This window comes from Ruegeria sp. CDSA221, assembly GCF_059611825.1.
Genome location: NZ_JBXWPK010000007.1, coordinates 103,436 through 127,740 on the forward strand (window position 1 = coordinate 103,436; position 24,305 = coordinate 127,740).

The following is a 24,305-nucleotide window of genomic DNA, read 5'->3' on the forward strand; positions in this document are numbered from 1 at the left end:
GACAGGACCGCACATGGACAATCCCGAATGGGCGCGCATAGTGCGCAGCATGGAACAGAGCTCGGATATCCTGATCGTCGGCGGCGGCCTGAATGGCCCCGCTTTGGCTTTGGCACTGGCACAAACAGGGCACAGAGTTACCGTCATTGACGCGCTGGCCGAAAAGGTTCGCAAAAATGCGGCTTTTGACGGCAGAGCCTATGCGTTGGCCCTGGCCTCGCAGCGCCTGCTAGAGGCGATTGGGGTTTGGACACGGGTTGCCAAACACGCGCAGCCAATGCTCGAAATCAAGGTCACCGATGGCCATGCAGGCGCTGGCCCGTCGCCGTTTTTCATGCATTTCGACCATGCCGAGATCGAAGAAGGTCCGATGGGCTTTATGGTCGAAGACCGCCTCCTGCGCCGTGCCTTTCTGGACGCGATGGCCGCGGAAAAGGCCATTACCCAGATCAGCGGCAAGTCGGTAGTGTCACAGCAGACCTCGGGAACAGGCGTCAGCCTGACATTGGATGATGGCGCGGTCGTCAAGGGTGCGCTGCTGATCGGATGCGATGGGCGTCGCAGCGGCACAGCGGAACGTGCCGGGATCAAACGCACAGGATGGGATTACGGGCAGACCGCGCTGGTCTGCGCCATCGAACATGACTTGCCGCATCACGGCATCGCGCATCAGTTCTTCATGCCACCCGGCCCTTTGGCCATTCTGCCTCTGACCGGCAATCGCAGCTCTATCGTCTGGAGCGAGCGAACAGAAATGGCCAAGCGCATCAACGCCCTGCCCGAGGAGGACTATCTGCAGGTCCTGCGCCCCAGATTCGGCGATTTCCTGGGCGAAATCCGTCTGGCCGGAGATCGGTTTACCTATCCGCTGAACCTGACCATCGCCAACTCTTTCATCGGAGAACGGATGGCACTGGTCGGAGACGCAGCCCATGGAATGCACCCGATTGCAGGCCAGGGCCTGAATGCTGGCCTGCGCGACGTGGGCGCCCTGGCCGAGGTACTGACCCTGGCCGGACGGCGCGGGGAAGATATTGGTTCGCCACTGGTTTTGGAGCGTTTTCAGGAATGGCGACGGTTTGATACCGCGTCTTTGGCGATGGCGACGGATGTGTTCAACAAACTGTTTTCCAACGACAATCCTCTACTACGGATCGGACGGGATATCGGGATGGGCGTCGTCGGGTCACTACCCGGCCTGCGTCGCGGTTTCGTGCGCGAGGCCGCCGGCCTGACTGGGGACCTGCCAAAACTACTGCAGGGTCGGGCGATCTAGTCCAGCTCGCGCGCCTCATCCACCAACATGACGGGAATGCCATTGCGGATCGGAAAGGCCAAACCCGCCGCTTTTGACACCAGTTCCTGCTTTTCAGCGTCATAATGCAGCGTTGTATGCGTCTTCGGACAAATTAGCGCCTCAAGCATGTGGCGGTCAAAAGCGTGTTCAACGGTGGTCATTGTAGTGTTTCCTCATTCGCTCCGCCGCGCATGGCGAATTCAATCAGTGTCACCAAAGTCTCGCGCCGGGTGCGCAAACAGGGAGCCTCTAGCAAGGCTTGTTTTTCTTCCGGATCAAAATCCAGCAACATCGACAGCGAATTCACAAGCAGTTCATCATTCGCGTCTTTCAACATATCCCAATCAGCCGACAACTTTCGCGACGAAAAGAACTTTTCCAACAGCTTCAAAAGCCCCACGCGATCAAAACCCTCGTCGTGCTCGACCTTGCCAAGATCACGGTCAAACCCGCGCCAGGTCACGTTACAACGGCGGTATGGGGTAAATGCATCCAACTCGGCCTGAATACGGAACCGGGAGATGCCAGTCAGAGTGATCAGATAGCGGCCGTCTTCAGTTTCGGAAAACTGCGTCACCCGCCCTGCGCAGCCAATTTGGTGCAGCTTGTTTTCGTTGCTTTGACAGGGATTCGGTTGAACCAACCCGATCAACCGTTCCTGGGTTTTCAAAGCGTCGTCCAGCATCTGCAGATAGCGCGGCTCAAATATATGCAGCGGCAAGCGCGATCGGGGCAGCAACAGCGCCCCGGGCAAAGGGAAAACGGATACCGTTTCCGGCAGATCAGCGGGATGCATCATGTACCCGAGTGTAGCTCTGATCCAGAATTAGGCAAATATCATCGAGCTGAGCTTGCGCCGCCCGTTCAGAACAATCGGATCATTAGGTTTGAGCGCATCAAATATCGTGAACAGCTGAGACTTGGCCGCGCCTTCGTTCCATTCACGGTCACGGCGGAACATTTCCAGCAGCTGCGCCACCGCCTCTTCAACCTCGCCATTGGCATGCAGGGCCTGCGCCAGATCGAACCGTGCCTGATGATTGTCAGGATCGGCCTCAACCGCTGCGGTCAATTCGGCCACCGGGCCGGCATCTGCCGCTTGCTTGGCCAGTTCCAACTGTGCGTTTGCCGCTTCAAGCTCTGGCGATGTGGAAATCTCCGCCGGGGCACCGTTCAAAATTGCCTCGGCCTGCTCCAAATCGCCAGTGGCGATATGCGCGCGTACCAGCCCACCATAAGCGGCGGCGTGGTTCGGATCCTCACCCAGAATGGCAGCAAAGGTCTGAGCGGCATCCGCTGCGGCACCTTCGGTCAACATTTCTTCGGCAGCCTCGACAGCATCGTCCAGTTGACCACCCGGGCTTTCGCCGCCTGTCGCCTCGATCACGCGATCTACAAATGCTTTGATCTCGGATCCGGGCACTGCGCCCTGAAATCCGTCGATCGGTTGGCCTTTGTGAAAGGCATACACGGTCGGGATAGACTGAACGCGCATCTGTGAGGCGATCATCTGTGCTTCGTCCACATTGACTTTGACCATCTTGACCGCACCCTTGGCGGCGGTCACAGCCTCTTCCAACAGCGGGCCCAACGTTTTGCATGGGCCGCACCACGGTGCCCAGAAATCAACGATTACCGGCACGTCCTGCGAGGCTTCGACCACATCCGCCATAAAAGTGGCTTCGGTCCCGTCCTTGATCAGATCGGTGGCGGGGGTGTCTGCGCCGTTCAGAAGGTCCATGGCTGTCACTCTTTCGATTAAACTTGCGCTCTATATGCAGTCGCTTGACCCGGAAACCAAGGGCAGAGTTTCACGTCAGACGTCAAAGGTCGCAAAGACCGGGGCGTGATCACTGGGCTTTTCCCACCCGCGCGCGTTGCGCAGAACGCGACTGGAATGGCCTGCATTCGAGATATCCGGCGTCGCCCAGACGTGATCCAGCCGCCGCCCCTTGTCGGCCACGTCCCAATCCCGCGCGCGATAGGACCACCAGCTATAAAGCTGCCCTTCGGGGATGTCCTGCCGGGTGACATCGACCCAACCGCCTGAGTCCTGTGTTTCGGCCAAAGCCTCGACCTCGACCGGTGTATGCGAAACGACCTTGAGCAACTTTTTGTGCGACCAGACATCATCCTCACGCGGGGCGATGTTCAGATCGCCAACCAGAATAGATTTTTCCGGTTTTTCCGCGTGGAACCAGTCACGCATATCGGTCAGGTAATCCAGCTTCTGGCCAAATTTCTCATTCACCTCACGATCCGGCACATCCCCGCCCGCAGGCACATAGAAATTGTGAATCGTCACGCCGTTTTCCAGCCGCCCCGCGATATGGCGCGCATGGCCGAGATCTGCGAAATCCTTGTCGCCCGCCTCGACCATCGGCAAACGAGACAGGATCGCAACGCCGTTGTAGCCCTTTTGCCCGCGCGCAACTATGTGAGTGTAACCCAGTTCGGCAAACCCTTCGGTGGGGATCTTGTCCACCGGAGACTTGCATTCTTGCAGGCACAGAACATCCGGCGCCTCTTCGCGCAACAATTTCAGCACGATAGGCTCGCGCAGGCGGACCGAGTTGATGTTCCATGTGGCAAGAGTAAAAGGCATAGGGAATTCCTCTGTCGCGGTTGGCGCACCCTAACGCGGTGCTTTCACAGGTACCATCGTAAAAGAAATTATCAGGACGGATGCCCTGAGGATTGGGGCGCATCATCGCAAATCTCGTACCAATGCGGTTTCTCAGATACGGATTCGTGAAACTGGACTTTCAGACCAAACGGAGTGTCCAGCGCATTAGCAGCAATCGGAAAACTGTCCGCATCAGCCAGAATTTCACCAAGCGACGTCCCACAGGTATCGCAGAAACACCTGCCATATTTATAGGGCGGTTCAGGCTGGTAAGTGACAACTCGGTCCTTACCGTCCAGCCAAACAACATCATCTTTCTTGACGAAGACAACAGTGCTTGCACCTGCCTTCCGACAACGCGAACAATGGCATGTTCCCATAACCGAAGGTTCACTGGTAAGTTGGAATTTTACGGCGCCACACAGGCAACTTCCATGAATCACTTTCGCCTCCAATTTTGCACTCCAGAAATAGAACATTACATGAACGTATACTTTGTCGCAATCCGCTAGGAGCCGCAAAACATTTTGCAGCACAAACAAAAAAGGCCGGGCCATCAGGCCCGGCAGTCCAACAGGGAGGTACATGTCATTACCCGGACATGTACGGGTTGGGAGTAACTTAAAGATGTCTACAGGGTATCACTTTGATCCAAGTCAATCCACATCAAGTTACGATACCAAGCGATATCCACCCGATTCTGTGACCAAAAGGCGCGCGTTGGATGGATCGGGCTCGATCTTCTGACGCAGGCGATAGATATGAGTTTCCAGCGTATGTGTGGTGACACCGGCATTATAGCCCCAGACCTCATGCAGCAGAATGTCACGGGCGACGACACCGTCGGCGGACCGGTACAGGAACTTGAGGATATTGGTTTCCTTCTCGGTCAGTCGAATCTTGCGGTCTTCGTCGGTGATCAGCATCTTCATCGCCGGCTTGAACGTATAAGGCCCAAGTACAAATACTGCGTCTTCTGATTGTTCATGCTGGCGAAGCTGTGCACGGATACGAGCCAGAAGGACCGGAAACTTGAACGGCTTGGGAACATAGTCATTGGCACCGGCATCCAGACCCAGGATGGTGTCCGCGTCACTGTCATGACCGGTCAACATCAGGATCGGGCTTTTCACACCTTGCTTGCGCATCAGGCGGCACAGCTCGCGCCCATCCGTGTCGGGCAAGCCAACATCCAGAATGACCAGATCGTAAATCGCCTCGCGAGCCCGCTCCATGGCTGATGCCCCGTCCGATGCTTCGAATACATCAAAATCCTCGGTCATCACGAGTTGTTCGCTCAACGCTTCGCGCAGGTCCTCATCATCATCCACTAGCAGGATTTTCTTTAGCTGTGCCATATCCGGTCCTCCTAAGCCCTTTTCCACCACTTGCGCGCGAAAGATGCAATCAACAAGGTTTGCTGCAACCGTTTCACGCCCTCGTGTCTCAGGATGAGGAATTGTTTCACATTTCCTTTTGATCAGGCTACATGAAGGGCTGAACGTTACAGGGTAACAATAGATGAGTCTTATCCCGGATATCTCGGAACTGCTTGCTCGGGCACGGGCTGACCTGCGCATGGGCTTGCCGGTCGCCCTGACGGATGACACCGGCTTTAGCGTACTGGCCATTGCGTCGGAAACGCTGAGCGCACAGCGGCTTGCCGACTTGCAAGGTCTGGGTGGCGATCCTGTTGTCGCAGTGACTGTCCGACGGGCCGAGACATTAAAGGCACGGGCCTATGACGGTGACCTGGCGCGCGTGATCGTTCCGGCAGATGCCGATGTTGCCTGGGTGCAGGCGGTGGCCGATCCCTCGGACGATCTGAACGCGCCTATGAAAGGCCCACTGATGACAGAGCGTCAGGGCAACGCCAATCTGCATCGCATTGCCATTGCTTTGACCAAGTCAGCCCACCTTCTGCCAGCGGCAATCGTTGTTCCTGTCCAAGACGGCCGAAACTTCGCTACTGCACATGGCCTGACATGTATAGACCATACCCGCGCCGCGCCACATCTGTCGGATCGAAGCATTTTGAATGAGGTCGTGGCCGCCCGACTGCCGATGGAGGTATCCGAAGCCGGGCGCCTGCACGTTTTTCGCCCTGAAGATGGCGGCGAGGAACATTACGCAATAGAGATCGGCCGCCCCGACCGCAGCAAACCGGTATTGGCTCGGCTGCATTCGGCCTGCTTCACCGGTGATCTGATGGGCAGCTTGAAATGTGATTGCGGGCCACAACTGCGTGGGGCCCTGGCCCAGATGGGGTCTGAAGGGGCAGGAGTACTTCTGTATCTGAATCAGGAAGGCCGCGGGATTGGCTTGGCCAACAAGATGCGCGCCTATTTCCTGCAGGATCAAGGGTTCGATACAGTCGAGGCCAATCACCGTCTCGGGTTCGAGGATGACGAGCGCGATTTCCGTCTGGGCTCGGACATCCTGAAATTGCTCGGCTTCAGTTCCGTAAGGCTGTTGACCAACAACCCCGCCAAGATCGCGATGATGGAGAAGACCGGCATCGCCGTCACCGAGCGCGTCCCGCTGAAAGTCGGCGAAACTGCCCATAACCGCGACTATCTGGCCACCAAAGCAGCCAAGTCGGGACATTTGCTGTGACACCCGCAGATCTGGTTCTAACCCGACGCGGCGTTCGTTTTCGCGGCGGGTATTTTCCATGTTCGATCGGGAAAGGTGGGTTAAGCAACAGCAAGCGTGAGGGGGACGGCGCCACGCCGACCGGCTGTCTCAACATCGTTGGTATGCTGTACCGGCCCGACCGGCTCGCAAGACCGTCGCCTTGGGCCATCCCAATCGGCCCTCAGGACCTCTGGTCAGATGATGTGCAAGACACGCAGTACAATCATATGGTCAGCGCACCTTATCCTTTCAGCCACGAAAAACTCCGCCGCGCGGACCCGCTTTACGATCTGGTTCTGATCACTGACTGGAACTGGCCCAATGCGGTGGCCGGGCGCGGTTCAGCAATTTTCCTGCATCAATGGCGACGGCCCGGTTTTCCTACAGAAGGCTGCGTTGCCTTTCGGCGCGACCATCTGCGGTGGATCGCACGTCGAATCGAGCCAGGCACGCGGCTGATTATCCCTCAGGCTTAACTCGTTCACCGAAAATGGCCGAGCCGACGCGCACATGGGTCGCGCCAAGTGCAATGGCCTGCTCGAAATCGCTGCTCATCCCCATGGATAGCCCTTTCAGACCATTGCGTTCAGCTATCTTGGCAAGCAAGGCGAAATGCAGAGATGGCTCTTCCTCGACAGGCGGAATGCACATCAGGCCCTGAATCGGAAGGTCGAGCCCGCGGCAATCGGCAATAAATGCGTCTGCCTCAGTGGGCAGAATTCCTGCCTTTTGATCCTCTTCACCGGTATTGACCTGAATGAACAGGTCCGGGCAAGTGCCGACCTCTTGCGCGAGCCGGGCCAGAGTATTGGCCAGTTTGGGGCGGTCAACAGAATGGATCGTGCTGAACAGATCCAACGCCTGACGGGCTTTGTTCGTTTGCAACGGCCCAATCAGATGTAAATCGACATCCGGGTACTGCAATTTGAATTCCGGCCATTTTCCGACGGCTTCTTGAACCCTGTTTTCACCGAAACAGCGATGCCCTAAAGCAAGCACTTCCGCTACACGCTCATTCGGCTGAACCTTTGACACGGCGATCAGCTTCACGGCCCCGACGTCCCGCCCCGAGGCAGTTTCGGCTTTGGTTATCCGGGCAGATATTTCTTGCAGCGACATTTGGGTCCTCGATCAGTTATGGGCGAAGAAAAACACTATGTCGGACAAAAAGAAAAGGGCAGGTCCGAAGACCTGCCCTTAAACCTTGCGGCTCAGATCAACTTAGAAGTTGAACTGTGCACCAAAGTCGGCACGTGTGGTCGAGTCGTCGCAGACGTCACAGTCGCTGACACCTACACCACCGCGCAGCGATACACCGCCACCCAGGTCGTAGATGGCGCCGATGCCGTACTGCTGCGTGTCCGCATCAGCGTTACCGTCACCGTAGGCGAAGGTCAGAGTGGTCGCGGCGCCAACATTGTAGGCACCCGATACACCCCAAGCAGTGCCGTCGGTCAGGTCGTTTTCGGTTTTATCGTCAGCAACAAACAGCGTACCCGAGAAGTCGCCGAATTCTGCACCCAGGGTGAAGACCAGCAGGCTTGGGTCGTCGCCAGCATCGCCCGCGTCAGTTTGACCATAGGCCAGCGCTGCAGTGATGTTGTTGAAGGTGTAAGTCGCGCTTACGTCCCAACGGTCAGCGCTCGTGGTGTTGCCGGAACCATCGCTCGAGAACACGGTGTTCTGATCATACGACGCGCCAAAGGCGAAGTCACCAACTGCGTACTGGAAGAACACAGCGTTCGAACCCGAACCGGTCGACGAGTAACCCAGGAAGCCATAGTCAACGGCAGAGTACTGACCGATGAAGTTTTCCAGGCCAGGCTCGTTACCGTAGTAGTTTGCCAGGTTGTCGAACGAACCCGCGACGTTGCCAGCGTCTACACGCAGACCACCGTAAATGACCGAGAAACGCGCGCCGTTCAGGCCAGCCGAGTTGGCTTCGCCGGTGTTAGCGTTTTCGTCGGCCTGCAAACGGACACGAGCCGAGAACTCAACGCCGCCATCGGTTTCGGCAGTGCCGTCGATGTTCAGGCGGAAGCGCGACACCAGGATGGTGTCATCGCTGTCAGCCGAGTTGACGTTGACGTTTTGTACAGTCGCACTGCTCGCAGTGGTGGTAGTGGTCGTGGTGGTGGACGTCACGTTTGTGCGGTCCTCCTGGTAACCAATACCAAAACGGCCGTAGCCGCTGAACTTAACTTCGGCCGCTGCAACACTTGCGGTTGCAATCAGTGCGGTCGATGCGAAGAGAACTTTTTTCATCTTGTTTCCCTCGGTTTCAAAAGTTTTTTAACTCGACACGTGCTTAGGCACATGTCTCAGCACGGGAACCGTTTCGCCCTTTTTGCCCCTGTCACGCAAGCTTGGCATAAAAACTGACGCGCATTGGCCTAGAATTGGTGCAAGGATGCCACAGTCTGATTTGCCCACTGAATCAACCCCGAAGCCTGCTCTGGATGTGACAAGATTAAGCTTGTTGACGAACCAGACCTTGTCTAGGAGTAACGTGAATAACCTAAAACCAACGAAACGGAACCTGTCCAACATGCGCCTGCAGACAATTTTCGGTTTGATCATAGTGACAGCCGCGGTGTCGGCTTGCGGACAGAATCGCAACGCAGAACCCAGTGCAACGCCACTCAATGTGGATGGCGGTCGCTCGGACGAGCGTGAGCTGAACGATCCGAATCGCTCAACGATCTGGGATGTATTCAACACCGCAGACGCCGAGCAGGTTACCAATGTGAACCGCTATCTGTGGGCTGCCTCGCTGGATGTCCTTAACTTTCTGCCTGTGCAGGAAGTCGATCCCTTTACCGGTGTAATCGTAACAGGTTACGGCACGCCTCCGGGTGGCGGACGGCAATACAGGGCCACGGTTCACATCAGCGATCCCGCCCTGGCGGCACGATCCTTGTCGGTTGCGCTGCAGACCAGCGGGGGTGCCCCGGTCAGCGCGGCAACCACACGCGCAATCGAAGATGCAATCCTGTCCCGCGCCCGTCAGCTGCGCATTGCGGACAACAAGCTCTAGCAACCCGCTTCAAATCACAATATTACCACGCCGGGTTCATGCCCGGCGTTTTCATTACGAAGGACCGCACGATGTCGCGCTATTCGGCCACCGAAATCGAAGCAAAATGGCAAGAGGCCTGGGACAGGGCCGGAATCTTCACCGCCAACCACAAGGCGGACAAGCCGAAATACTATGTGCTTGAAATGTTCCCCTACCCGTCTGGCCGCATCCATATGGGACATGTGCGCAACTATACGATGGGCGACGTAATCGCGCGCCACAAGCTTGCGACCGGCCATAACGTGCTGCACCCGATGGGATGGGACGCGTTCGGGATGCCTGCAGAAAACGCTGCGATGGCTATTGGCGGTCACCCGAAAGACTGGACCTATGGCAACATCGCCGACATGCGCAGCCAGATGAAGCCTCTGGGCCTGTCCATCGACTGGTCGCGCGAATTTGCCACCTGCGACCCGGAATATTACGGCCAGCAGCAGGCGCTGTTTCTGGATATGCTCAAGGCCGGTCTGGTTTACCGCAAGAACGCCGTGGTGAACTGGGATCCAGTCGATATGACCGTACTGGCCAATGAACAAGTCGAAGGCGGGCGCGGCTGGCGCTCGGGCGCATTGGTTGAACGGCGCGAGCTGACGCAATGGTTCTTCAAGATCAGCGATTACTCTGAGGAATTGCTGGATGCGCTGGACACGCTGGAGAACTGGCCGGCAAAAGTGCGCCTGATGCAGGAAAACTGGATCGGCAAGTCGCGTGGATTGCAGTTTGGCTTTGAACGCGTCGATAGTGGTGAGCCAATCACCGTCTATACAACGCGCCCCGATACGCTGATGGGGGCGTCTTTCGTCGGCATCTCGCCGGACCATCCGATTGCCAAGCAACTTGAGGCCGAAAACCCCGAAGTTGCTGAGTTCGTTGCCGAATGCCGCAAGGGCGGCACCACGGAAGAGGCCATAGAGACCGCCGAAAAGCTGGGCTATGACACTGGTATCAAGGTCAAACACCCGCTGGATCCGAATTGGGAGCTGCCGGTCTGGATCGCCAATTTCATCCTGATGGATTACGGCACCGGCGCCATCTTTGCCTGCCCGGCCCACGACCAGCGCGACCTGGATTTCTGCCGTAAGTACGGTTTGCCCGTCGTCGACACGTTCTTTGCGCTTGATAATGACACGCCGGTCGACAAAACCGCATTCGTTCCGCCGAAAACCGAAAAAGTCCGCTGGGTAAACCATTTTGCCGGGCTGACCGACGCCACGGGTGATGACGCAATCAACACCACCGTCGATTTCGCCGAAAAAGCGGGCTGGGGCGAAGGCGTTACCAAATACCGTCTGCGCGATTGGGGTCTGTCGCGTCAGCGCTATTGGGGGTGCCCGATTCCCGTGGTGCATTGCGAATCCTGCGGCGTGGTGCCCGAAAAGAAAGAAAACTTGCCGATCCGCCTGCCCGACGATGTCACTTTTGACAAACCGGGCAATCCTCTGGACCGCCACCCGACCTGGCGCGACTGCGCCTGCCCGTCTTGCGGTGCGCCATCCAAGCGAGAAACCGACACGATGGATACGTTCGTCGATTCGTCGTGGTATTTCGCCCGCTTTACGGCTCCGCACGCGGAAACCCCGACCGATCTGGCCGAGGCTGAATACTGGATGAATGTCGATCAATATATCGGCGGCATCGAACACGCTATCCTGCACTTGCTCTATTCCCGCTTCTTTGCGCGGGCGATGCAGATCACTGGCCATTTGCCGAAAAAGGCCATCGAGCCCTTTGATGCCTTGTTTACCCAAGGCATGGTCACGCACGAGATTTATCAAACCCGCGACGCCAATGGCCGTCCGGTCTATCACCTGCCCGAGGATGTGACCGACGGCAAACTCGCCGATGGCAGGGAGGTCGAAATCATCCCCTCGGCCAAGATGTCGAAATCCAAGAAAAACGTGGTCGACCCGGTCAGCATTATCTCGGCCTTCGGCGCGGATACCGCGCGCTGGTTCGTGTTATCCGATTCACCGCCCGAGCGGGATGTGGAGTGGACAGCATCAGGCGCAGAGGCTGCATTCAAGCACCTGAACCGTGTCTGGAACCTCTGCGACAAGATCGGCGCGATGGACCCCGAGGCAAAAGGCGACGGGGATCAAGACCTGCTGCGCGAGATGCACAAAGCCATCCATGACGTGACGCTTGGTGTTGAAAGCTTCGGCTTTAATGCCGCCATTGCAAAGCTCTATGCGTTTACCAATACGTTGGCAAAATCCAAAGCGGGTGCAGCGGCCCAAAAGCAGGCGATAAAGACGCTGGCACAGTTGATGTCGCCGATGACACCACATCTGGCCGAAGATATCTGGGCGCATCAGGGCGGCGAAGGTTTGATCGCAACAGCCCCCTGGCCTGTCGCGGACGAAGCTATGCTGGTCGATGACACTGTAACCCTGCCGATCCAGATCAACGGCAAACGCCGCGCGGAAATCAGCGTTCCAAAAGATATGGACAAGGCAGAGGTTGAAAAAATCGCGCTCAGCACCGAAGCTGTGCAAAAGGCACTGGACGGTGCCGCGCCGAAGAAAGTGATCGTTGTTCCAGGTCGGATCGTGAATGTCGTTGTTTAATCGCAGAAGCCTTTTGTTGATGCCGCTGGCTGCTTGCTTGCTGGCGGCCGCATGCGGGTTCCAACCCGTTTACGCGCCGGGCGGAACAGGTGAAGCATTGCATGGTAAAGTTGCTGTAACTGAGCCAAATTCCGTGGAAAGCTATTTGCTTGTCCAGAATTTGGAACAGCGGCTGGGCCGGGATGCGAGCGCACAAAAGCTGTATGATCTGGATGTTAAGGTTGCTACGGCCACGCAATCTGCAGCGATCACGACTACCAACGAGACGAACCGGTATACAATCGAAGGGCGCGCGGAATTTTCCCTCAGGTCCGCTGAAACCGGGCGGATTCTGGTATCAGGAAATGTCCATGATTTCGTGGGCTATTCCGCTGCAGGCTCAACCGTCTCGACGCTTGCAGACGAACGTGACGCGACCGAGCGGCTGATGATCATCCTGTCTGATCAAATCGTGAACCGCCTTTATGCAGCACCGGGCCTGACCCAATGAAGCTCAGCCCGCGCGAGGCTGAGGGGTATTTCGCCAAACCGGACGCGGGCAAGGCAGGGTTGTTGATTTACGGATCCGATGCGATGCGTGTGGCCTTGAAACGGCAACAGGTCTTGTCAGCCCTGCTGGGAGAAGGCGCCGAAGAGGAAATGCGCCTGACCCGAATGCCAGGTGGTGATCTGCGCGGGGAACCGGCACTGTTGCTGGACGCGGTCAAGGCTGTCGGGTTCTTCCCCGGCCCACGTGCAGTTTTCGTCGAAGATGCAACTGATGTCGCCGCCCCAGCCATCATTACCGCATTCGAGGATTGGGCAACGGGCGACGCTCAGATCATCGTGACTGCCGGGCAGCTCAAACCCAGCTCAAAGATCCGTAAGGCATTCGAGTCGCATCCCGCAGCCTATGCCGTTGGGATCTATGACGATCCGCCCTCTAGGGCCGAGGTTGAACGGGTTCTGGCACAGGCCGGAGTCAAGAACATTCCACCGGATGCTATGTCGGCCATCACCGAACTTGCCACGGCCATCAGCCCCGGGGACTTTACGCAAACCATTGAAAAATTGTCTCTTTACAAGCGCGGAGACGATACTGAATTGGCTCTCGAAGATATCGAGGCCTGTGCACCCAGCTCGACCGAGGCCGCTCTGGACGATGTCCTGAACGTGGTCGCCGAAGGCAGAGCCGGAGAGATTAGCCCGCTGATACGACGGCTGCAATCGCAAGGTACAAATGCGGTCAGCCTGTGTATCGGAGCAACCCGACACTTTCGAACGCTTTACGCCTGTGCCGCCGATCCCGGTGGTGCGGCACAGGGCGTCGGCAAGTTGCGCCCACCCGTCTATGGAAAGCGGCGTGATCGTATTCTGCGGCAAGCACAGGGATGGGGGGCACCCAAACTGCAGACCGCTTTGACCGTTCTGACTGATACGGATCTGTCATTGCGGTCAGCTGGGCAAACAGCCCCGGCTATGGCCTTGGTCGAGCGCGCCATGATCCGTTTGGCGATGCTGGCCAAGTCGCGCTAATCAGCCCGCGCCAACCAGTTCACGGCAGACCGACCCGACCACCGCCCGGTCGCCAGACAGGCGGTCAGCAGATAGCCACCGGTCGGCGCTTCCCAGTCCAACATCTCGCCTGCGCAGAACACACCCGGCCTGGATTTCAACATCAGCCCCTCGTTCAAATCATCTCGCTCGACTCCCCCGGCAGTAGAGATTGCCTCATCCATTGGCCGCAGCCCCGCGTGGCTGAGAGGCAGGGATTTCAGCGCCTCAACACTCAGACCGCGCCCCTTGTTCATCTCGTAAAACAGAGCGATCTTTTGCGGAGACAGATGCAGAGATTTCTTTAACCATTGCGACAGAGTCGTCTTGGATTTCTTGGTCGATATTTTTTTCCGCAAACTGGCGTCGTCCAGATCGGGAACCAGATCTACACTCAGCGGGGCGCCTTCTCGCAAAGCAGGCGTCAGGGAATAGAGCCCTCCGCCCTCAAGACCATTGGCTGAAATCGTCGCCTCGCCGCGGCTGATCATATCTCCCGCGGTCCACCGAACGGATTTGATCGCAGCACCGCAATGCGGCTGCATATGAGCGCTCCAATTCACCGACAGCGCCGAGTTCGCCGGGGCAAATGGCGACAGGCCGACACCCGCCCCTTGCAACAGTGGGGCCCAAGCTCCATCCGATCCCAATCGCGCCCAGCTTGCGCCGCCCATCGCCAGAATGGTTGCGTCTGTCTTTATCTGCTGGGGACCTTCCGGCGTGTGAAACTCCAGGGCATCGCCGCTCCAGCCAGTCCACCGCCACCGGGTCTTGATTTGCACACCCGCCGCATCAAGTCGCCCCAGCCACGCCCGCAACAACGGAGAAGCCTTCATCGCCTTTGGAAACACCCGTCCGGTTGAGCCTGTAAATACCTCTTGCCCCAGATCGCGCGCCCAGTCCTGAACGGCGACGGCTTCGAATTCTGCCACCATCGGGCGCAGCCACTCAGCACCGGGGCCAAAAGACAACAGAAGCGTTTCGAGCGATTCATCCTTGGTCAGGTTCAGGCCGGACTTGCCCGCCATCAAGAGCTTTCGGGCGACCGAGGGTTTGGCCTCGGCCACCAGCACATCATGACCTGCGGCGGCCAGTTCACCCGCCGCCATCAGGCCCGCTGGCCCGCCTCCGATCACGACGGCTTGTGCCATTGCTGTCCTCTTGCCTTTTGCGCCCTGCGGCGCGACGTTACGCTGATATGACCGACCGCGACCCGATCTGCCCCCTCTGCGACCGGCCGATCCCCGATGGGAACGGCAGCCAGCACCATCTGATCCCAAAACTGAAAGGGGGCAAGGGCGGCCCCACGGTTTTTCTGCATGTGATCTGCCACAAAGAGATCCACGCCACCCTGACCGAAGCGGAACTGGCGCGGGATTTCAACACGGTCGAAGCCTTGCGCGCCCACCCTCGTCTTGAGAGATTCCTGGACTGGGTGCGCAAACGCCCCGCCGAGTTTCGATCCAAAGTGCCGGGAAAACGACGTGGCCGGTAATCAACCCGGCAGGACCGGGTCGCCAAAGGCATCATGGGCGGGCTGGGCCAGGCCCTGCATCTCGAGCCCGCGGAAATCGGGAGTCCGAACAAACGCGGCCCCGGCGGTGTGCTGAAACTCGAGCGTGGTATAGGGGCGTTTCCAAAGCCATTCGCGGTTCTCAACAGACCAAAGGTCGGCATTTGGGGGAACCTCGTCGGTGAAGGCATAAAAGTGCAGATCGAACCCATATCGCGCCACATCCTGCACAGACAACAACCGCATCCCCCGTGAACGGCAAAACGCATCCTCGGCGGCGATATCCCCAGTGCGCAAGGTGATCTGTCCAATACGCGCATCCGCGAAAGGGGTCTTGGGATCGGCGATACCGTCCGGGCGATTGCCACGGAAATCGTGTTGCAGCAGTTCGATCACGAAACCCTCGGGATCAGTCAGGTGGCACATATAGCCGATATCCAGAAACTGGTCCGGCTCTGAAACCTCGATGCCTTTTTCGCGCAAAAAAGCGGCAGCCAGATCAACATCCGGCAGGGTGATGCCGATCTTCCAATATCTCTGGCCCCGATCATGTGTGTACCCGCCGCCGCCCGGCATCAAAAGCAGATCGGCATCCTGCCCGACATATCCCAATCGCAGGCTTGCGCCATGCCGGCGTGCAGTCATACCCATTGCATCCCCGTAAAACTCGGCAAGACGATCCGTGTCAGCCACGCGCAGACGCAGGGCAGACAACCTCATGAACATAACCGCGCGATACCGGTCGCAATTTCAGGATTGGCGGCGACGCTGTCAGCCACCAGATCAAGGGAGGTCTGCATCAGGTCTTCAGGTGCAACCACGCGATCGACCAGCCCAAAGGCATAAGCCTCATCCGCAGTGATCTTTTGCCCGGCCATCAAGATCATCTTTGTCCGAGCCGGACCGATCAGGGCCGCCATGCGTGCGGGATCAGAGGGTTGTGGCAGAAAACCCAGCTTCATCACCGGATAAAAGAACTTGGCTTCCGGTACGGCGATGCGGATATCGCAGGCCAGAACCATGCCATTGGCCCCACCAGCCAGCGTTCCGTTCAGTGCGGCAACCGTCAGGCAGGGTAACGCGGCGATGGCAGCCGACAACCGCTCCCACAGATCCGAGGTCGCAAGACCGGCGCGCGCCTCTTCCAGATCGGCGCCGGCGCTGAACACTTTGCCAGCCCCGGTCAGGATCAGCGCACTTGCGTCGGTAGCGGCCTCGGCAATCTCGCACAACTCGGTCAGCATCGCACCGGTCAGCGCATTTGCCTTGTCGGGGTTGTTGAGCGTGATTGTCCACAGCCCGTCCGCTTTGTTCAATTCAATCACGTCAATCCAACCCTTTGCCGAATATCCTCACGTCGCAGCGAAATTTCGGTGCCTAGAAACTCATCCGCGTCTGACGAACACATCCACAACAGCGCCCGCGCCGGCCAATCGGCGGGGATATGATCGGTCCAATCCAACTGGCTTACGGCGTTGATCCCGCTGGCCTTGATGACCCGCTGCATATCGGTTGCAACCGTGCCGGGCGACAGGCCCATGACGCGGATCCCATGGGAGGATTCCTCAAGATGCAGACATTCCGTCAGCATCTTGGCCCCCGCCTTCGAGGCGCAATAATGGCTCCAGGCCTCGACTGGGTTCGACGCCGCACCGGAAGAGACCGTCAGGACAGTGCCGCCACCCGCGGCACGCATGACCGGCAGCGCGGCGCGCATTCCGTGAAATACGCCCTTGAGGTTGATGTCGATCGCTTTACCCCAGGACGTGACATCGGCGCTGGATAAATGGAAAATCGGGTCAATGACACCAGCATTGCCTATCAGAACATCCAGCCCGCCAAACTTGTTTACACACTCTGCCACGGCCAGCTCGACCTGGGCGAAGTCACTGACGTCGCAGGCCAGTGCAATGGCGTTTTCACCAAGCGACGACGCCAGTTCCTGAATTTGATCCCGATTACGCGCCACTAGCACGACATTAGCCCCTGCTGCGGCAAATACGCGCCCTGCCTCGGCCCCGATGCCGCGACTGGCCCCAGTGATCAGTACGGTTTTCCCCTGCATAAGGTTCCAGTACCTCCATTGTCCTGAGAATTAATGAACCTCTATCCTGCGAACGGGGAATGGGTCCAGCCCTTCCCCCTTGACGCCCGCCGCCACCGGCATCACCATGCGCGCAAATTTGATCAAGAAGGGTTCTATGATGTCCGTTTTTCTCCGCCGCACCTGCGGCGCAGTTCTGGCCTACACTGTCATTTCGCAGGGGGCGCTTGCCGACGTTACTCCACAGGAAGTCTGGGATGACTGGCAGTCCTATCTGGCGCAGATGGGCTATACTGTATCAGGTGACCAGACAGATACCGGCAATGGTATCACCATCGAAAACCTGACGATGTCGATGGATCTCCCGGAAGAAGAGGGATCGTTCAGCATGGCCATGCCTGAAATGACCCTCACCGACAATGGCGACGGGAGCGTCAATATTGGTGTCCCGGAAAGTTTCCCCATGACCGTCACCGGCAATGTCGATGGTCAGGACGAGTCATTTACAGTCGATATCGAATACCTCCACAGCGGGCTTGTTATGACCGTCTCTGGCGATCCGGATGATGTGACTTACGATTACTCTGCAGACAGCCTTGGAATCAAACTGGGTAACATCGAAGTCGACGGTGAAACGTTGCCGCCCGAAGTGGTTGGTGGCTACCTTGAAATGGCGGATGTGAGCGGCAGCTCGCAAATGAAGATCGGCGAAAACCGCGATGTCGACCAAAGCTTTACGGCATCAGAGATGACCTACAGCTTGGCATTTCAGGATCCCGAAAGCGACGACGCTGGAAAATTCGACGGCACGCTTGGCGATCTGGCCTTCGACGGCACCAGCATTATCCCTTCAGATTTCAATTTCTCTGACCCGCAGGCATTCTATGACGCTGGCTTTGCCTTCTCGGGTCTCTTTACTTACGGATCAGGCCAGTCTTCGATGGCGGGCAGCAGCGAAGGCGAAGACTTTTCGATGGCCAGCGAATCCGAAGGCGGACGGCTTTCCGGCAGCATCGACGCCAACCGAATTGCTTATGACGTCGAACAAAACAGCGCCAAAATTGCTGTAACAACGGCGGAACTGCCCTTTCCAATCGAAATTGCCATGGAAAGTGGCGGTTTCAAGTTCGAATTCCCGGTACAGGAATCCGAAGAGATTCAACCCTTTGGGCTGGCGATAAACTTGACGGACTTCACTATGTCAGACGTGCTGTGGAGCTTTTTTGACCCTGCAGCCGCCCTGCCACGCGATCCGGCCACGATTGCGCTGGACCTTTCCGGTACGGCCAAAGTGCTGACCAACTTCTTTGACCCCGAGGCCGTAGAGGCGCTTGAGTTTGCGGACGAAGCGCCGGGTGAATTGCACTCTCTGACGATCAACGAGTTGCTGGTCTCTATGGTCGGTGCGGAACTGTCCGGCGATGGTGACTTCACCTTCGACAATTCCAACACTGAGGAACTGGGCGGTCTGCCGACCCCCGCTGGCGTTGCGAACCTGCAACTGGTTGGTGCGAATGCCCTGATCGACACTCTGATCGGTATGGGTCTGATTGCCGAGCAAGACGCAATGGGCGCGCGAATGATGATGGGTCTCATGGCAGTGCCAGGGGAAGAGCCCGACACGCTGAATTCGACAATCGAGTTCAAGGAAGATGGTCAAATTCTGGCCAATGGACAGCGCATCAAATAAAAGAAACAGGGAAGGCGGCCCGGCTGCCTTCCCTTTTACGACGAGCGCCGGCGAACACGCCGGAACAGCACCGACCCACCGCTGCTGACACGTTGATCGTAGGCAAACCCAAGTGCCGAAAGATGATCGAAACAAGCCTTGATCCCGTGCAATCCGATCTTACGGGTGTGGACCTCAAGATAGACTTTCTGGACATTCACAAGATCGACCCCGTCGAACAGAAACTTCTCGCCTCCTTCGATATCGACGATCAGCACGTTGGCTTCAAAGTCCCGCAGAATTTCTGACAGAGGACGTTCCGGCACGCTGACCTCTCTGACATAGTCCGGATCAGGGTCCAGAGATGAGGACCAGAACGGTTCACGTATGTAAAATCGGGCGGTTCCGGGAACCCGTGTATCGCCGAGAGCAACCGCGTTCACCACCTCGACATTCGCAATGTCATTTGCCTTGTGGACACGGCCGATGAATTCACACAGCGTCGGGTTCGCCTCGATGCACATTGCGTGGCGTACACCAAGTTGCGTCACCAGATAGGATGAGATGAAGCCGATCCCAGCGCCCAGCTCTACCACGCGATCCTTCGCGTCGATGAATTTCGGCAGACCGGTCACTTCGTCTTTTTCGTAACGCTCGGCCAGGATTGAACGCTTGACCTTAGGCGTAATGATCTGCGGATCATCGGGGATCGCAACCCCGCGCAGCGATAGATTGTTCTGCATGTTGTGGCCTGCCCGTTCTTCCTGCCCAGTCGTCTCATTCTCATCCAGTTGGATCAACTACTAACCTACGGCTACGGACAAAACAGCGGAATTATTGCAGCCACATGCGAAATTCGCCTTTCTGGCCTTTCTGCAAACCCCCGAAAATGACCGCAGGTCTTGCGGGACGGACGGGCGGACGATAGGTCCAAAGAAACAAGACCGGAGGCCACATGACGCGCACACCCGAAGAGATCAGCCAACACCTGCTGGATGCCGCCCGAAAGGCCGGGGCCGAGGCTGCGGATGCCATCGTGCTGGACGGGTCTTCGGTCTCGGTAGAGGTACGCTCTGGCGCGCTTGAGGCCGCCGAGCGGTCCGAGGGCACCGATCTGGGGCTGCGGGTGTTTCTGGGCAAGCGTCAGGCCATCGTCTCAAGTTCCGACAGCCGCCCCGAAACCCTGACGGCCATGGCCGAACGCGCCGTTGCCATGGCCCGCGAAGCGCCCGAAGACCCCTTTACCGGTCTGGCGGATGAGGCTCAGCTGATCCGGGATTGGGATATTCAAGCGCTGGAACTGCGCGATCCTGCGCCCGAACCTACAGCCGAAGACCTATTGCAGGACGCTTTGGCAGCAGAATCCGCGGCGCTTACGGTCGACGGTGTCACTCAAGTGTCGGATGCCGCAGCTGCCTATGGCACCCACCGCGTGCATCTGGCCGCAACCAACGGCTTTTCCGGCGGGTATGAGCGCAGCAGCCGGTCGACCTCCTGCGTGGCAATCTCGGGCCAGGGCACCGGGATGGAGCGCGATTATGACGGCGACAGCCGCACCTTCCAAAGCGATTTGCGCAGCCCGGACGAGATTGGCCGGACCGCAGGCGAACGTGCAGTGGCACAGGTCGGCGCGCGCCAGCCTGCAACAGGCGTCTATCCGGTTCTGTTCGATGAACGGATTTCCTCGTCGCTGATCGGGCATCTTCTGGGCGCCAGCAACGGCACATCCATCGCGCGCGGCTCGTCCTGGTTGTCGGATAGCCTAGGACAGCAGGTTCTGCCGGAATATCTTTCGCTGATCGAAGACCCACATCGCCCGCGCATGTCCGGGTCGCGCCCCTTTGATGCCGAAGGCCTGCCCACACAACGCCGGGCGATCATCGAAAACGGTGTATTGACGGGCTGGACATTGGACCTGTCCAGCGCACGCAAGCTCAAGATGGCCTCGACAGGAAATGCTACGCGGGGCGTGTCTGGACCTCCGTCGCCCAGCAACTGGAACCTGAGCCTGACACAGGGCGAGCGCAGCCGTGCAGAGCTGCTGAGCGATATGGGCACCGGACTGTTGGTAACGTCAATGATCGGATCGACCATCAACCCCAATACAGGGGATTACTCTCGTGGGGCTTCGGGCTTTTGGGTCGAAAACGGAGAGATCACCCATCCGGTCAACGAATGCACCATCGCCGGAAATCTGCGCGATATGCTTCTGCGGATTATTCCGGCGAATGACGCCCGCCCCTATTTGTCGCGTGTGGTCCCATCGTTGCTGATCGAGGGAATGACACTTGCCGGCAACTGACCTGCCCCTGCTGATTGACGCCGCGCGCGAGTCTGGAAAGATCGCAACACGGTATTCCGGGGCAAAAGCACAACGCTGGGATAAGCCCGATGGTGCAGGCCCGGTAACCGAGGCTGATCTGGCCGTGAACGCGATGCTCGAACAGCGCTTGCCCTCTGCGCGACCGGGTTACGGCTGGCTCAGCGAAGAGACCGAGGACACCCAGCATCGCCTGTCCCAGGACCGGGTTTTTATCATTGACCCGATCGACGGCACCCGTAGCTTCACCGAAGGTTCCTCAACCTGGGCGCATTCCCTGGCTGTGGCGGAACATGGTCAGGTGACGGCGGCGGTCATTTACCTGCCCTTACGTGACCTGTTGTATGCAGCGGCCAAGGGCCAAGGGGCCACACTAAACGGCGCGCCGATTGTCGTATCGGACACCCAAGACATCACGACGGCCGAGATTCTGGCCGCAAAACCCAATCTGGACAGCCGGCACTGGTGTCAGGGCCGGGTTCCTCAATTCCGTCGAAACTATCGCCCGTCGCTTGCCTATCGGTTGGCATTGGTCGGGCAGGGTCGCTTTGACGGAATGTTGACACTGCGCCCCAGCTGGGAATGGGACATCGCGGCAGGGGATTTGATCGTCCAAGAGGCAGGTGGCATATGTACGGACCGGCTTGGCGCCCCACTGCGCTTTAACAACCCACATCCGCGCCTGAATGGTGTCATCGCGGCAAACCCGCCATTGCACCGGCAACTGGCGGATCAGATTGACCCAGACAGTGCGGGCATTGCGCCATGAGCAAACCGCGATCCCTTAGTCTGGCGGCCTATCGCGTGCTTTCGTGGGGCGTACCCGGCAACGGGGACCAACCCTATGTGCCCCGACCATCAGGAGATCTGATCTGGATTCACATCGCCAATCCGGGTCGCCTTCGCGCGATGATGGATTTCTGCCACAGGCTGCTGCAGTCGCGCCCGGGCCTGTCGGTTGTCCTGTCGGCCCCACCCGAAGCGGACCTGAGTCAGTGGGACTGCGCGAAATACATTCTTGTGAACCTACCTTCGGAACAAACCGGCGCCGCGCGGGTGTTTCTGGACTATTGGCGTCCGAATATTGGCATTTGGGTTGGCGGCGGGCTGATGCCCAATGTGATTACCCGTGCCCACGAGCGCGAAGTGCCGTTGATCCTGATCGAAGCTGAAATCGACCTGAACACCGCGCGTGGGACCCGGTGGCTGCCCGATATCAGCAGGTACACTCTCGATTGCTTTCAACGAATTCTGGCTACCAGCAACGAAACGGCCCGGCAGATCCGCAAATTGGGAATCGCCTTCACCAAGGTCAGCGAGGCGCCTCCTCTGCTGATAAGTCCGAACCCTTCTCCGTGGCCCGAAGACGAACTGATCGAAACCAATCACGCCTTTTCAAGCAGACCCATATGGCTCGCGGCCTGGGTGAAGGATAAAGAGTTCATCTCGGTCCTCAGCGCCCACCGTCAGGCCATGCGGATGCTGCCCCGGTTGACCTTAATCCTGCATGTCGCCGACATACAGGAAGCCGCCCCACTGCACCGGCGGCTCGAAGCCATGGACTTGCGCTGCATCAACTGGGACGATGGCGGCATGATTGAAGATACCACACAGGTCGTCTTGTCCTCGGACCCAGAGGTTTTGGGCTTGTGGTACCGTGTTTCGGCAGTGTCCTTTATCGGCAACTCGCTCGAACGGGGCGACGGGGGACAGGATCCGTTTGGTGCGACCGCCCTGGGATCGGCTGTCATACATGGCCCACATGTTGACCAGCATCAGACAGCCTACGATCAGCTGGACCAGGCAGGCGCCGCTTTAACGGTCCGAACCGCAACCGAACTTGGGGATGCCGTGGTAGAGCTACTTGCGCCTGACCGCGCGGCGGATATGGCTTTGGCAGGCTGGCAGATCGTGACCGACGGCGCGCCGCAATCAGATCAGCTGATCGAACTGGTACAGGACTATCTGGACGAACGGAGCACCGACGATGCGGGCACCTGACTTTTGGAACACCGCTCCGGATCAGTTGGACCTCAGGGCCCGGCTGCTGTCCCCGTTGGGACGGGTTTATGCGGCGGCGACAGCCCGCAGGCTGGCCTCGGAAACAGGTTTCAACCCAGGCGTCCCCGTTATCTGCATTGGAAACCTGAATGCAGGCGGGACCGGCAAAACACCAACCGTGATCTGGATGATCGAACAGCTGCGGGACGCGTGGCATCAGACCCATGTTGTCACCCGAGGCCACGGCGGCGCACTGACAGGACCTGTGCGCGTCGATCCTGGCAAACATACGGCGGCAGAAGTCGGGGATGAACCGCTGCTGCTGGCCGCATTTGCGGATGTCTGGGTGGCCAAGGACCGCGCCGCGGGCGCAAAAGCCGCTGCCCAGGCCGGGGCAACGGTAATCCTGTTGGATGACGGGTTTCAGAACCCCTCGGTCGCCAAGGATTTCTCGGTCATCGTAGTGGATGCCGAGCGGGGGTTCGGCAACGGATTGTGCCTGCCTGCGGGTCCACTGCGGGAACCGATCAATGTGGGGCAGCAACGGGCCGATCTGGTGCTGTCGCTGGGCGGCACAGACGCGCAGACAAGGTTCGCCGCCCGCTGGGGCGACATGCTGACGGTTCCGCATGCCACCGGCGCGGTCGAGCCGCTGCAGACCGGAATGGAATGGACCGACACGCCAGTTCTGGCCTTTGCCGGTATCGGCCATCCGGAGAAGTTCTTTGCCACCCTGCGCCAACAGGGCGCCACCCTGCTGCGGGCCAAGGCGCTGGACGATCACCAGCCCCTGACACCGGCCCTGATGACACGGCTAGAGAATGAAGCGCGCCTGCTGGGCGCTCAGATGGTCACGACGGAAAAAGATGCGGTCCGCCTGCCAGCCGCCTTTCGCAGCAAAGTCATCACCCTACCAGTCCGGCTGAATATGGACGAGGGCGACCGGGTCAAACAGTTGCTACTGCAGGTCGCGCCTTCGCCCTGAAGGCGACCGGCCCTGACAGGCCGGTCGTATTTGG

General features: G+C 58.4%; 26 protein-coding genes. 13 read left to right on the top strand and 13 right to left on the bottom strand.

The annotated features are described in order from the left end of the window. Positions 1-49 precede the first annotated feature (49 nt). Positions 50-1,276 (top strand): FAD-dependent monooxygenase, encoded by a 1,227-nt coding sequence (locus AC2FJ5_RS12690; RefSeq protein WP_496703387.1) that lies wholly within the window; start codon positions 50-52, stop codon positions 1,274-1,276. Here the strand turns inward: AC2FJ5_RS12690 and AC2FJ5_RS12695 are convergent. The 6 genes from AC2FJ5_RS12695 to AC2FJ5_RS12720 all read right to left on the bottom strand — a co-directional run bounded on the left by AC2FJ5_RS12695 (position 1,273) and on the right by AC2FJ5_RS12720 (position 5,281). Beyond that, positions 1,273-1,458: a Trm112 family protein gene (locus tag AC2FJ5_RS12695; RefSeq protein ID WP_142637084.1), complete on the bottom strand. Its 186-nt coding sequence runs from the start codon at positions 1,456-1,458 to the stop codon at positions 1,273-1,275. The genes AC2FJ5_RS12690 and AC2FJ5_RS12695 overlap by 4 nt on opposite strands. Then, on the bottom strand, positions 1,455-2,096 hold the full coding sequence (locus AC2FJ5_RS12700) for an LON peptidase substrate-binding domain-containing protein (protein WP_142637086.1): 642 nt from the start codon (positions 2,094-2,096) through the stop codon (positions 1,455-1,457). Before AC2FJ5_RS12700 ends, AC2FJ5_RS12695 begins: the two co-directional genes overlap by 4 nt. Positions 2,097-2,123: 27 nt before the next feature. Beyond that, positions 2,124-3,038, bottom strand: coding sequence for a thioredoxin (gene trxA, locus AC2FJ5_RS12705; protein WP_496706808.1), 915 nt, complete (start codon positions 3,036-3,038; stop codon positions 2,124-2,126). Between the two features lie 75 nt (positions 3,039-3,113). Beyond that, a complete protein-coding gene (locus AC2FJ5_RS12710) occupies positions 3,114-3,902 on the bottom strand; it encodes an exodeoxyribonuclease III (protein WP_496793559.1) in 789 nt (262 codons plus the stop codon). A 71-nt stretch (positions 3,903-3,973) separates the two neighbouring features. Then, on the bottom strand, positions 3,974-4,366 hold the full coding sequence (locus AC2FJ5_RS12715) for a GFA family protein (RefSeq protein ID WP_496793561.1): 393 nt from the start codon (positions 4,364-4,366) through the stop codon (positions 3,974-3,976). Positions 4,367-4,594: 228 nt separating this feature from the next. After that, positions 4,595-5,281 (bottom strand): response regulator transcription factor, encoded by a 687-nt coding sequence (locus tag AC2FJ5_RS12720; RefSeq protein ID WP_142637092.1) that lies wholly within the window; start codon positions 5,279-5,281, stop codon positions 4,595-4,597. 163 nt (positions 5,282-5,444) lie between these two features. Between AC2FJ5_RS12720 and ribA the strand changes: the two genes are divergently transcribed. Further along, positions 5,445-6,539, top strand: coding sequence for a GTP cyclohydrolase II (gene ribA / locus AC2FJ5_RS12725; RefSeq protein WP_496706810.1), 1,095 nt, complete (start codon positions 5,445-5,447; stop codon positions 6,537-6,539). Beyond that, on the top strand, positions 6,536-7,036 hold the full coding sequence (locus tag AC2FJ5_RS12730) for a L,D-transpeptidase family protein (protein ID WP_142637097.1): 501 nt from the start codon (positions 6,536-6,538) through the stop codon (positions 7,034-7,036). The genes ribA and AC2FJ5_RS12730 overlap by 4 nt, the downstream gene beginning before the upstream one ends. Here AC2FJ5_RS12730 and AC2FJ5_RS12735 read toward each other — a convergent pair. Together AC2FJ5_RS12735 and AC2FJ5_RS12740 are read right to left on the bottom strand one after the other, a co-directional pair. Continuing rightward, positions 7,020-7,679 (bottom strand): YggS family pyridoxal phosphate-dependent enzyme, encoded by a 660-nt coding sequence (locus tag AC2FJ5_RS12735; protein WP_142637099.1) that lies wholly within the window; start codon positions 7,677-7,679, stop codon positions 7,020-7,022. The genes AC2FJ5_RS12730 and AC2FJ5_RS12735 overlap by 17 nt on opposite strands. A 102-nt stretch (positions 7,680-7,781) precedes the next feature. Then, complete coding sequence (locus AC2FJ5_RS12740) at positions 7,782-8,825, bottom strand: porin (RefSeq protein WP_496793562.1); 1,044 nt, start codon at positions 8,823-8,825, stop codon at positions 7,782-7,784. Positions 8,826-9,108: 283 nt separating this feature from the next. On the opposite strand from AC2FJ5_RS12740, the gene AC2FJ5_RS12745 reads away from it, so the two are divergent. The 4 genes from AC2FJ5_RS12745 (at position 9,109) to holA (ending at position 13,721) form a co-directional block, all read left to right on the top strand. Then, the gene (locus tag AC2FJ5_RS12745) at positions 9,109-9,597 is read left to right on the top strand and encodes a DUF3576 domain-containing protein (RefSeq protein ID WP_142637277.1); all 489 of its coding nucleotides are present in this window, start codon (positions 9,109-9,111) and stop codon (positions 9,595-9,597) included. Between the two features lie 71 nt (positions 9,598-9,668). After that, positions 9,669-12,206, top strand: a complete 2,538-nt coding sequence (leuS, locus tag AC2FJ5_RS12750) for a leucine--tRNA ligase (RefSeq protein ID WP_496793564.1) — start codon at positions 9,669-9,671, stop codon at positions 12,204-12,206. Beyond that, complete coding sequence (gene lptE, locus AC2FJ5_RS12755; RefSeq protein ID WP_142637105.1) at positions 12,193-12,696, top strand: LPS assembly lipoprotein LptE; 504 nt, start codon at positions 12,193-12,195, stop codon at positions 12,694-12,696. The genes leuS and lptE overlap by 14 nt, the downstream gene beginning before the upstream one ends. Continuing rightward, positions 12,693-13,721 (top strand): DNA polymerase III subunit delta, encoded by a 1,029-nt coding sequence (gene holA, locus AC2FJ5_RS12760; RefSeq protein ID WP_496793565.1) that lies wholly within the window; start codon positions 12,693-12,695, stop codon positions 13,719-13,721. Before lptE ends, holA begins: the two co-directional genes overlap by 4 nt. On the opposite strand, the gene AC2FJ5_RS12765 is transcribed toward holA, so the two are convergent. After that, positions 13,718-14,890, bottom strand: coding sequence for a TIGR03862 family flavoprotein (locus tag AC2FJ5_RS12765; protein ID WP_496793566.1), 1,173 nt, complete (start codon positions 14,888-14,890; stop codon positions 13,718-13,720). The genes holA and AC2FJ5_RS12765 overlap by 4 nt on opposite strands. A 47-nt stretch (positions 14,891-14,937) precedes the next feature. Here AC2FJ5_RS12765 and AC2FJ5_RS12770 point away from each other — a divergent pair, with 47 nt between their 5' ends. Then, positions 14,938-15,234 (top strand): HNH endonuclease, encoded by a 297-nt coding sequence (locus AC2FJ5_RS12770; protein ID WP_496706821.1) that lies wholly within the window; start codon positions 14,938-14,940, stop codon positions 15,232-15,234. Here AC2FJ5_RS12770 and AC2FJ5_RS12775 read toward each other — a convergent pair whose 3' ends face one another. Genes AC2FJ5_RS12775 through AC2FJ5_RS12785 form a run of 3 tightly spaced genes read right to left on the bottom strand, consistent with a single transcriptional unit; the run spans position 15,235 to position 17,317 of the window. Then, entirely contained in the window at positions 15,235-15,972 is a 738-nt protein-coding gene (locus AC2FJ5_RS12775; protein WP_496793568.1) for a VOC family protein, read from the bottom strand. After that, the gene (locus tag AC2FJ5_RS12780) at positions 15,969-16,577 is read right to left on the bottom strand and encodes an enoyl-CoA hydratase/isomerase family protein (RefSeq protein ID WP_281995427.1); all 609 of its coding nucleotides are present in this window, start codon (positions 16,575-16,577) and stop codon (positions 15,969-15,971) included. The genes AC2FJ5_RS12775 and AC2FJ5_RS12780 overlap by 4 nt, the downstream gene beginning before the upstream one ends. After that, on the bottom strand, positions 16,574-17,317 hold the full coding sequence (locus AC2FJ5_RS12785; RefSeq protein ID WP_496793569.1) for an SDR family oxidoreductase: 744 nt from the start codon (positions 17,315-17,317) through the stop codon (positions 16,574-16,576). The genes AC2FJ5_RS12780 and AC2FJ5_RS12785 overlap by 4 nt, the downstream gene beginning before the upstream one ends. 139 nt (positions 17,318-17,456) lie before the next feature. On the opposite strand from AC2FJ5_RS12785, the gene AC2FJ5_RS12790 reads away from it, so the two are divergent. Continuing rightward, positions 17,457-18,986, top strand: a complete 1,530-nt coding sequence (locus tag AC2FJ5_RS12790; protein WP_496793570.1) for a DUF2125 domain-containing protein — start codon at positions 17,457-17,459, stop codon at positions 18,984-18,986. Between the two features lie 35 nt (positions 18,987-19,021). On the opposite strand, the gene AC2FJ5_RS12795 is transcribed toward AC2FJ5_RS12790, so the two are convergent. Further along, a complete protein-coding gene (locus AC2FJ5_RS12795; protein ID WP_496709379.1) occupies positions 19,022-19,765 on the bottom strand; it encodes an FkbM family methyltransferase in 744 nt (247 codons plus the stop codon). 155 nt (positions 19,766-19,920) lie between these two features. Here AC2FJ5_RS12795 and AC2FJ5_RS12800 point away from each other — a divergent pair, with 155 nt between their 5' ends. The 4 genes from AC2FJ5_RS12800 to lpxK are packed head-to-tail and all read left to right on the top strand — an operon-like array spanning position 19,921 to position 24,271. Beyond that, positions 19,921-21,267, top strand: coding sequence for a TldD/PmbA family protein (locus AC2FJ5_RS12800; RefSeq protein ID WP_496793572.1), 1,347 nt, complete (start codon positions 19,921-19,923; stop codon positions 21,265-21,267). Next, positions 21,254-22,054 carry an inositol monophosphatase family protein gene (locus AC2FJ5_RS12805; RefSeq protein WP_496709377.1) on the top strand — a complete coding sequence of 267 codons (801 nt, stop codon included), beginning with the start codon at positions 21,254-21,256 and terminating at the stop codon, positions 22,052-22,054. The genes AC2FJ5_RS12800 and AC2FJ5_RS12805 overlap by 14 nt, the downstream gene beginning before the upstream one ends. After that, positions 22,051-23,286 carry a 3-deoxy-D-manno-octulosonic acid transferase gene (locus tag AC2FJ5_RS12810; RefSeq protein WP_496709376.1) on the top strand — a complete coding sequence of 412 codons (1,236 nt, stop codon included), beginning with the start codon at positions 22,051-22,053 and terminating at the stop codon, positions 23,284-23,286. Before AC2FJ5_RS12805 ends, AC2FJ5_RS12810 begins: the two co-directional genes overlap by 4 nt. Further along, positions 23,273-24,271 (top strand): tetraacyldisaccharide 4'-kinase, encoded by a 999-nt coding sequence (lpxK, locus tag AC2FJ5_RS12815; RefSeq protein ID WP_496793573.1) that lies wholly within the window; start codon positions 23,273-23,275, stop codon positions 24,269-24,271. Before AC2FJ5_RS12810 ends, lpxK begins: the two co-directional genes overlap by 14 nt. Positions 24,272-24,305: the final 34 nt, after the last annotated feature.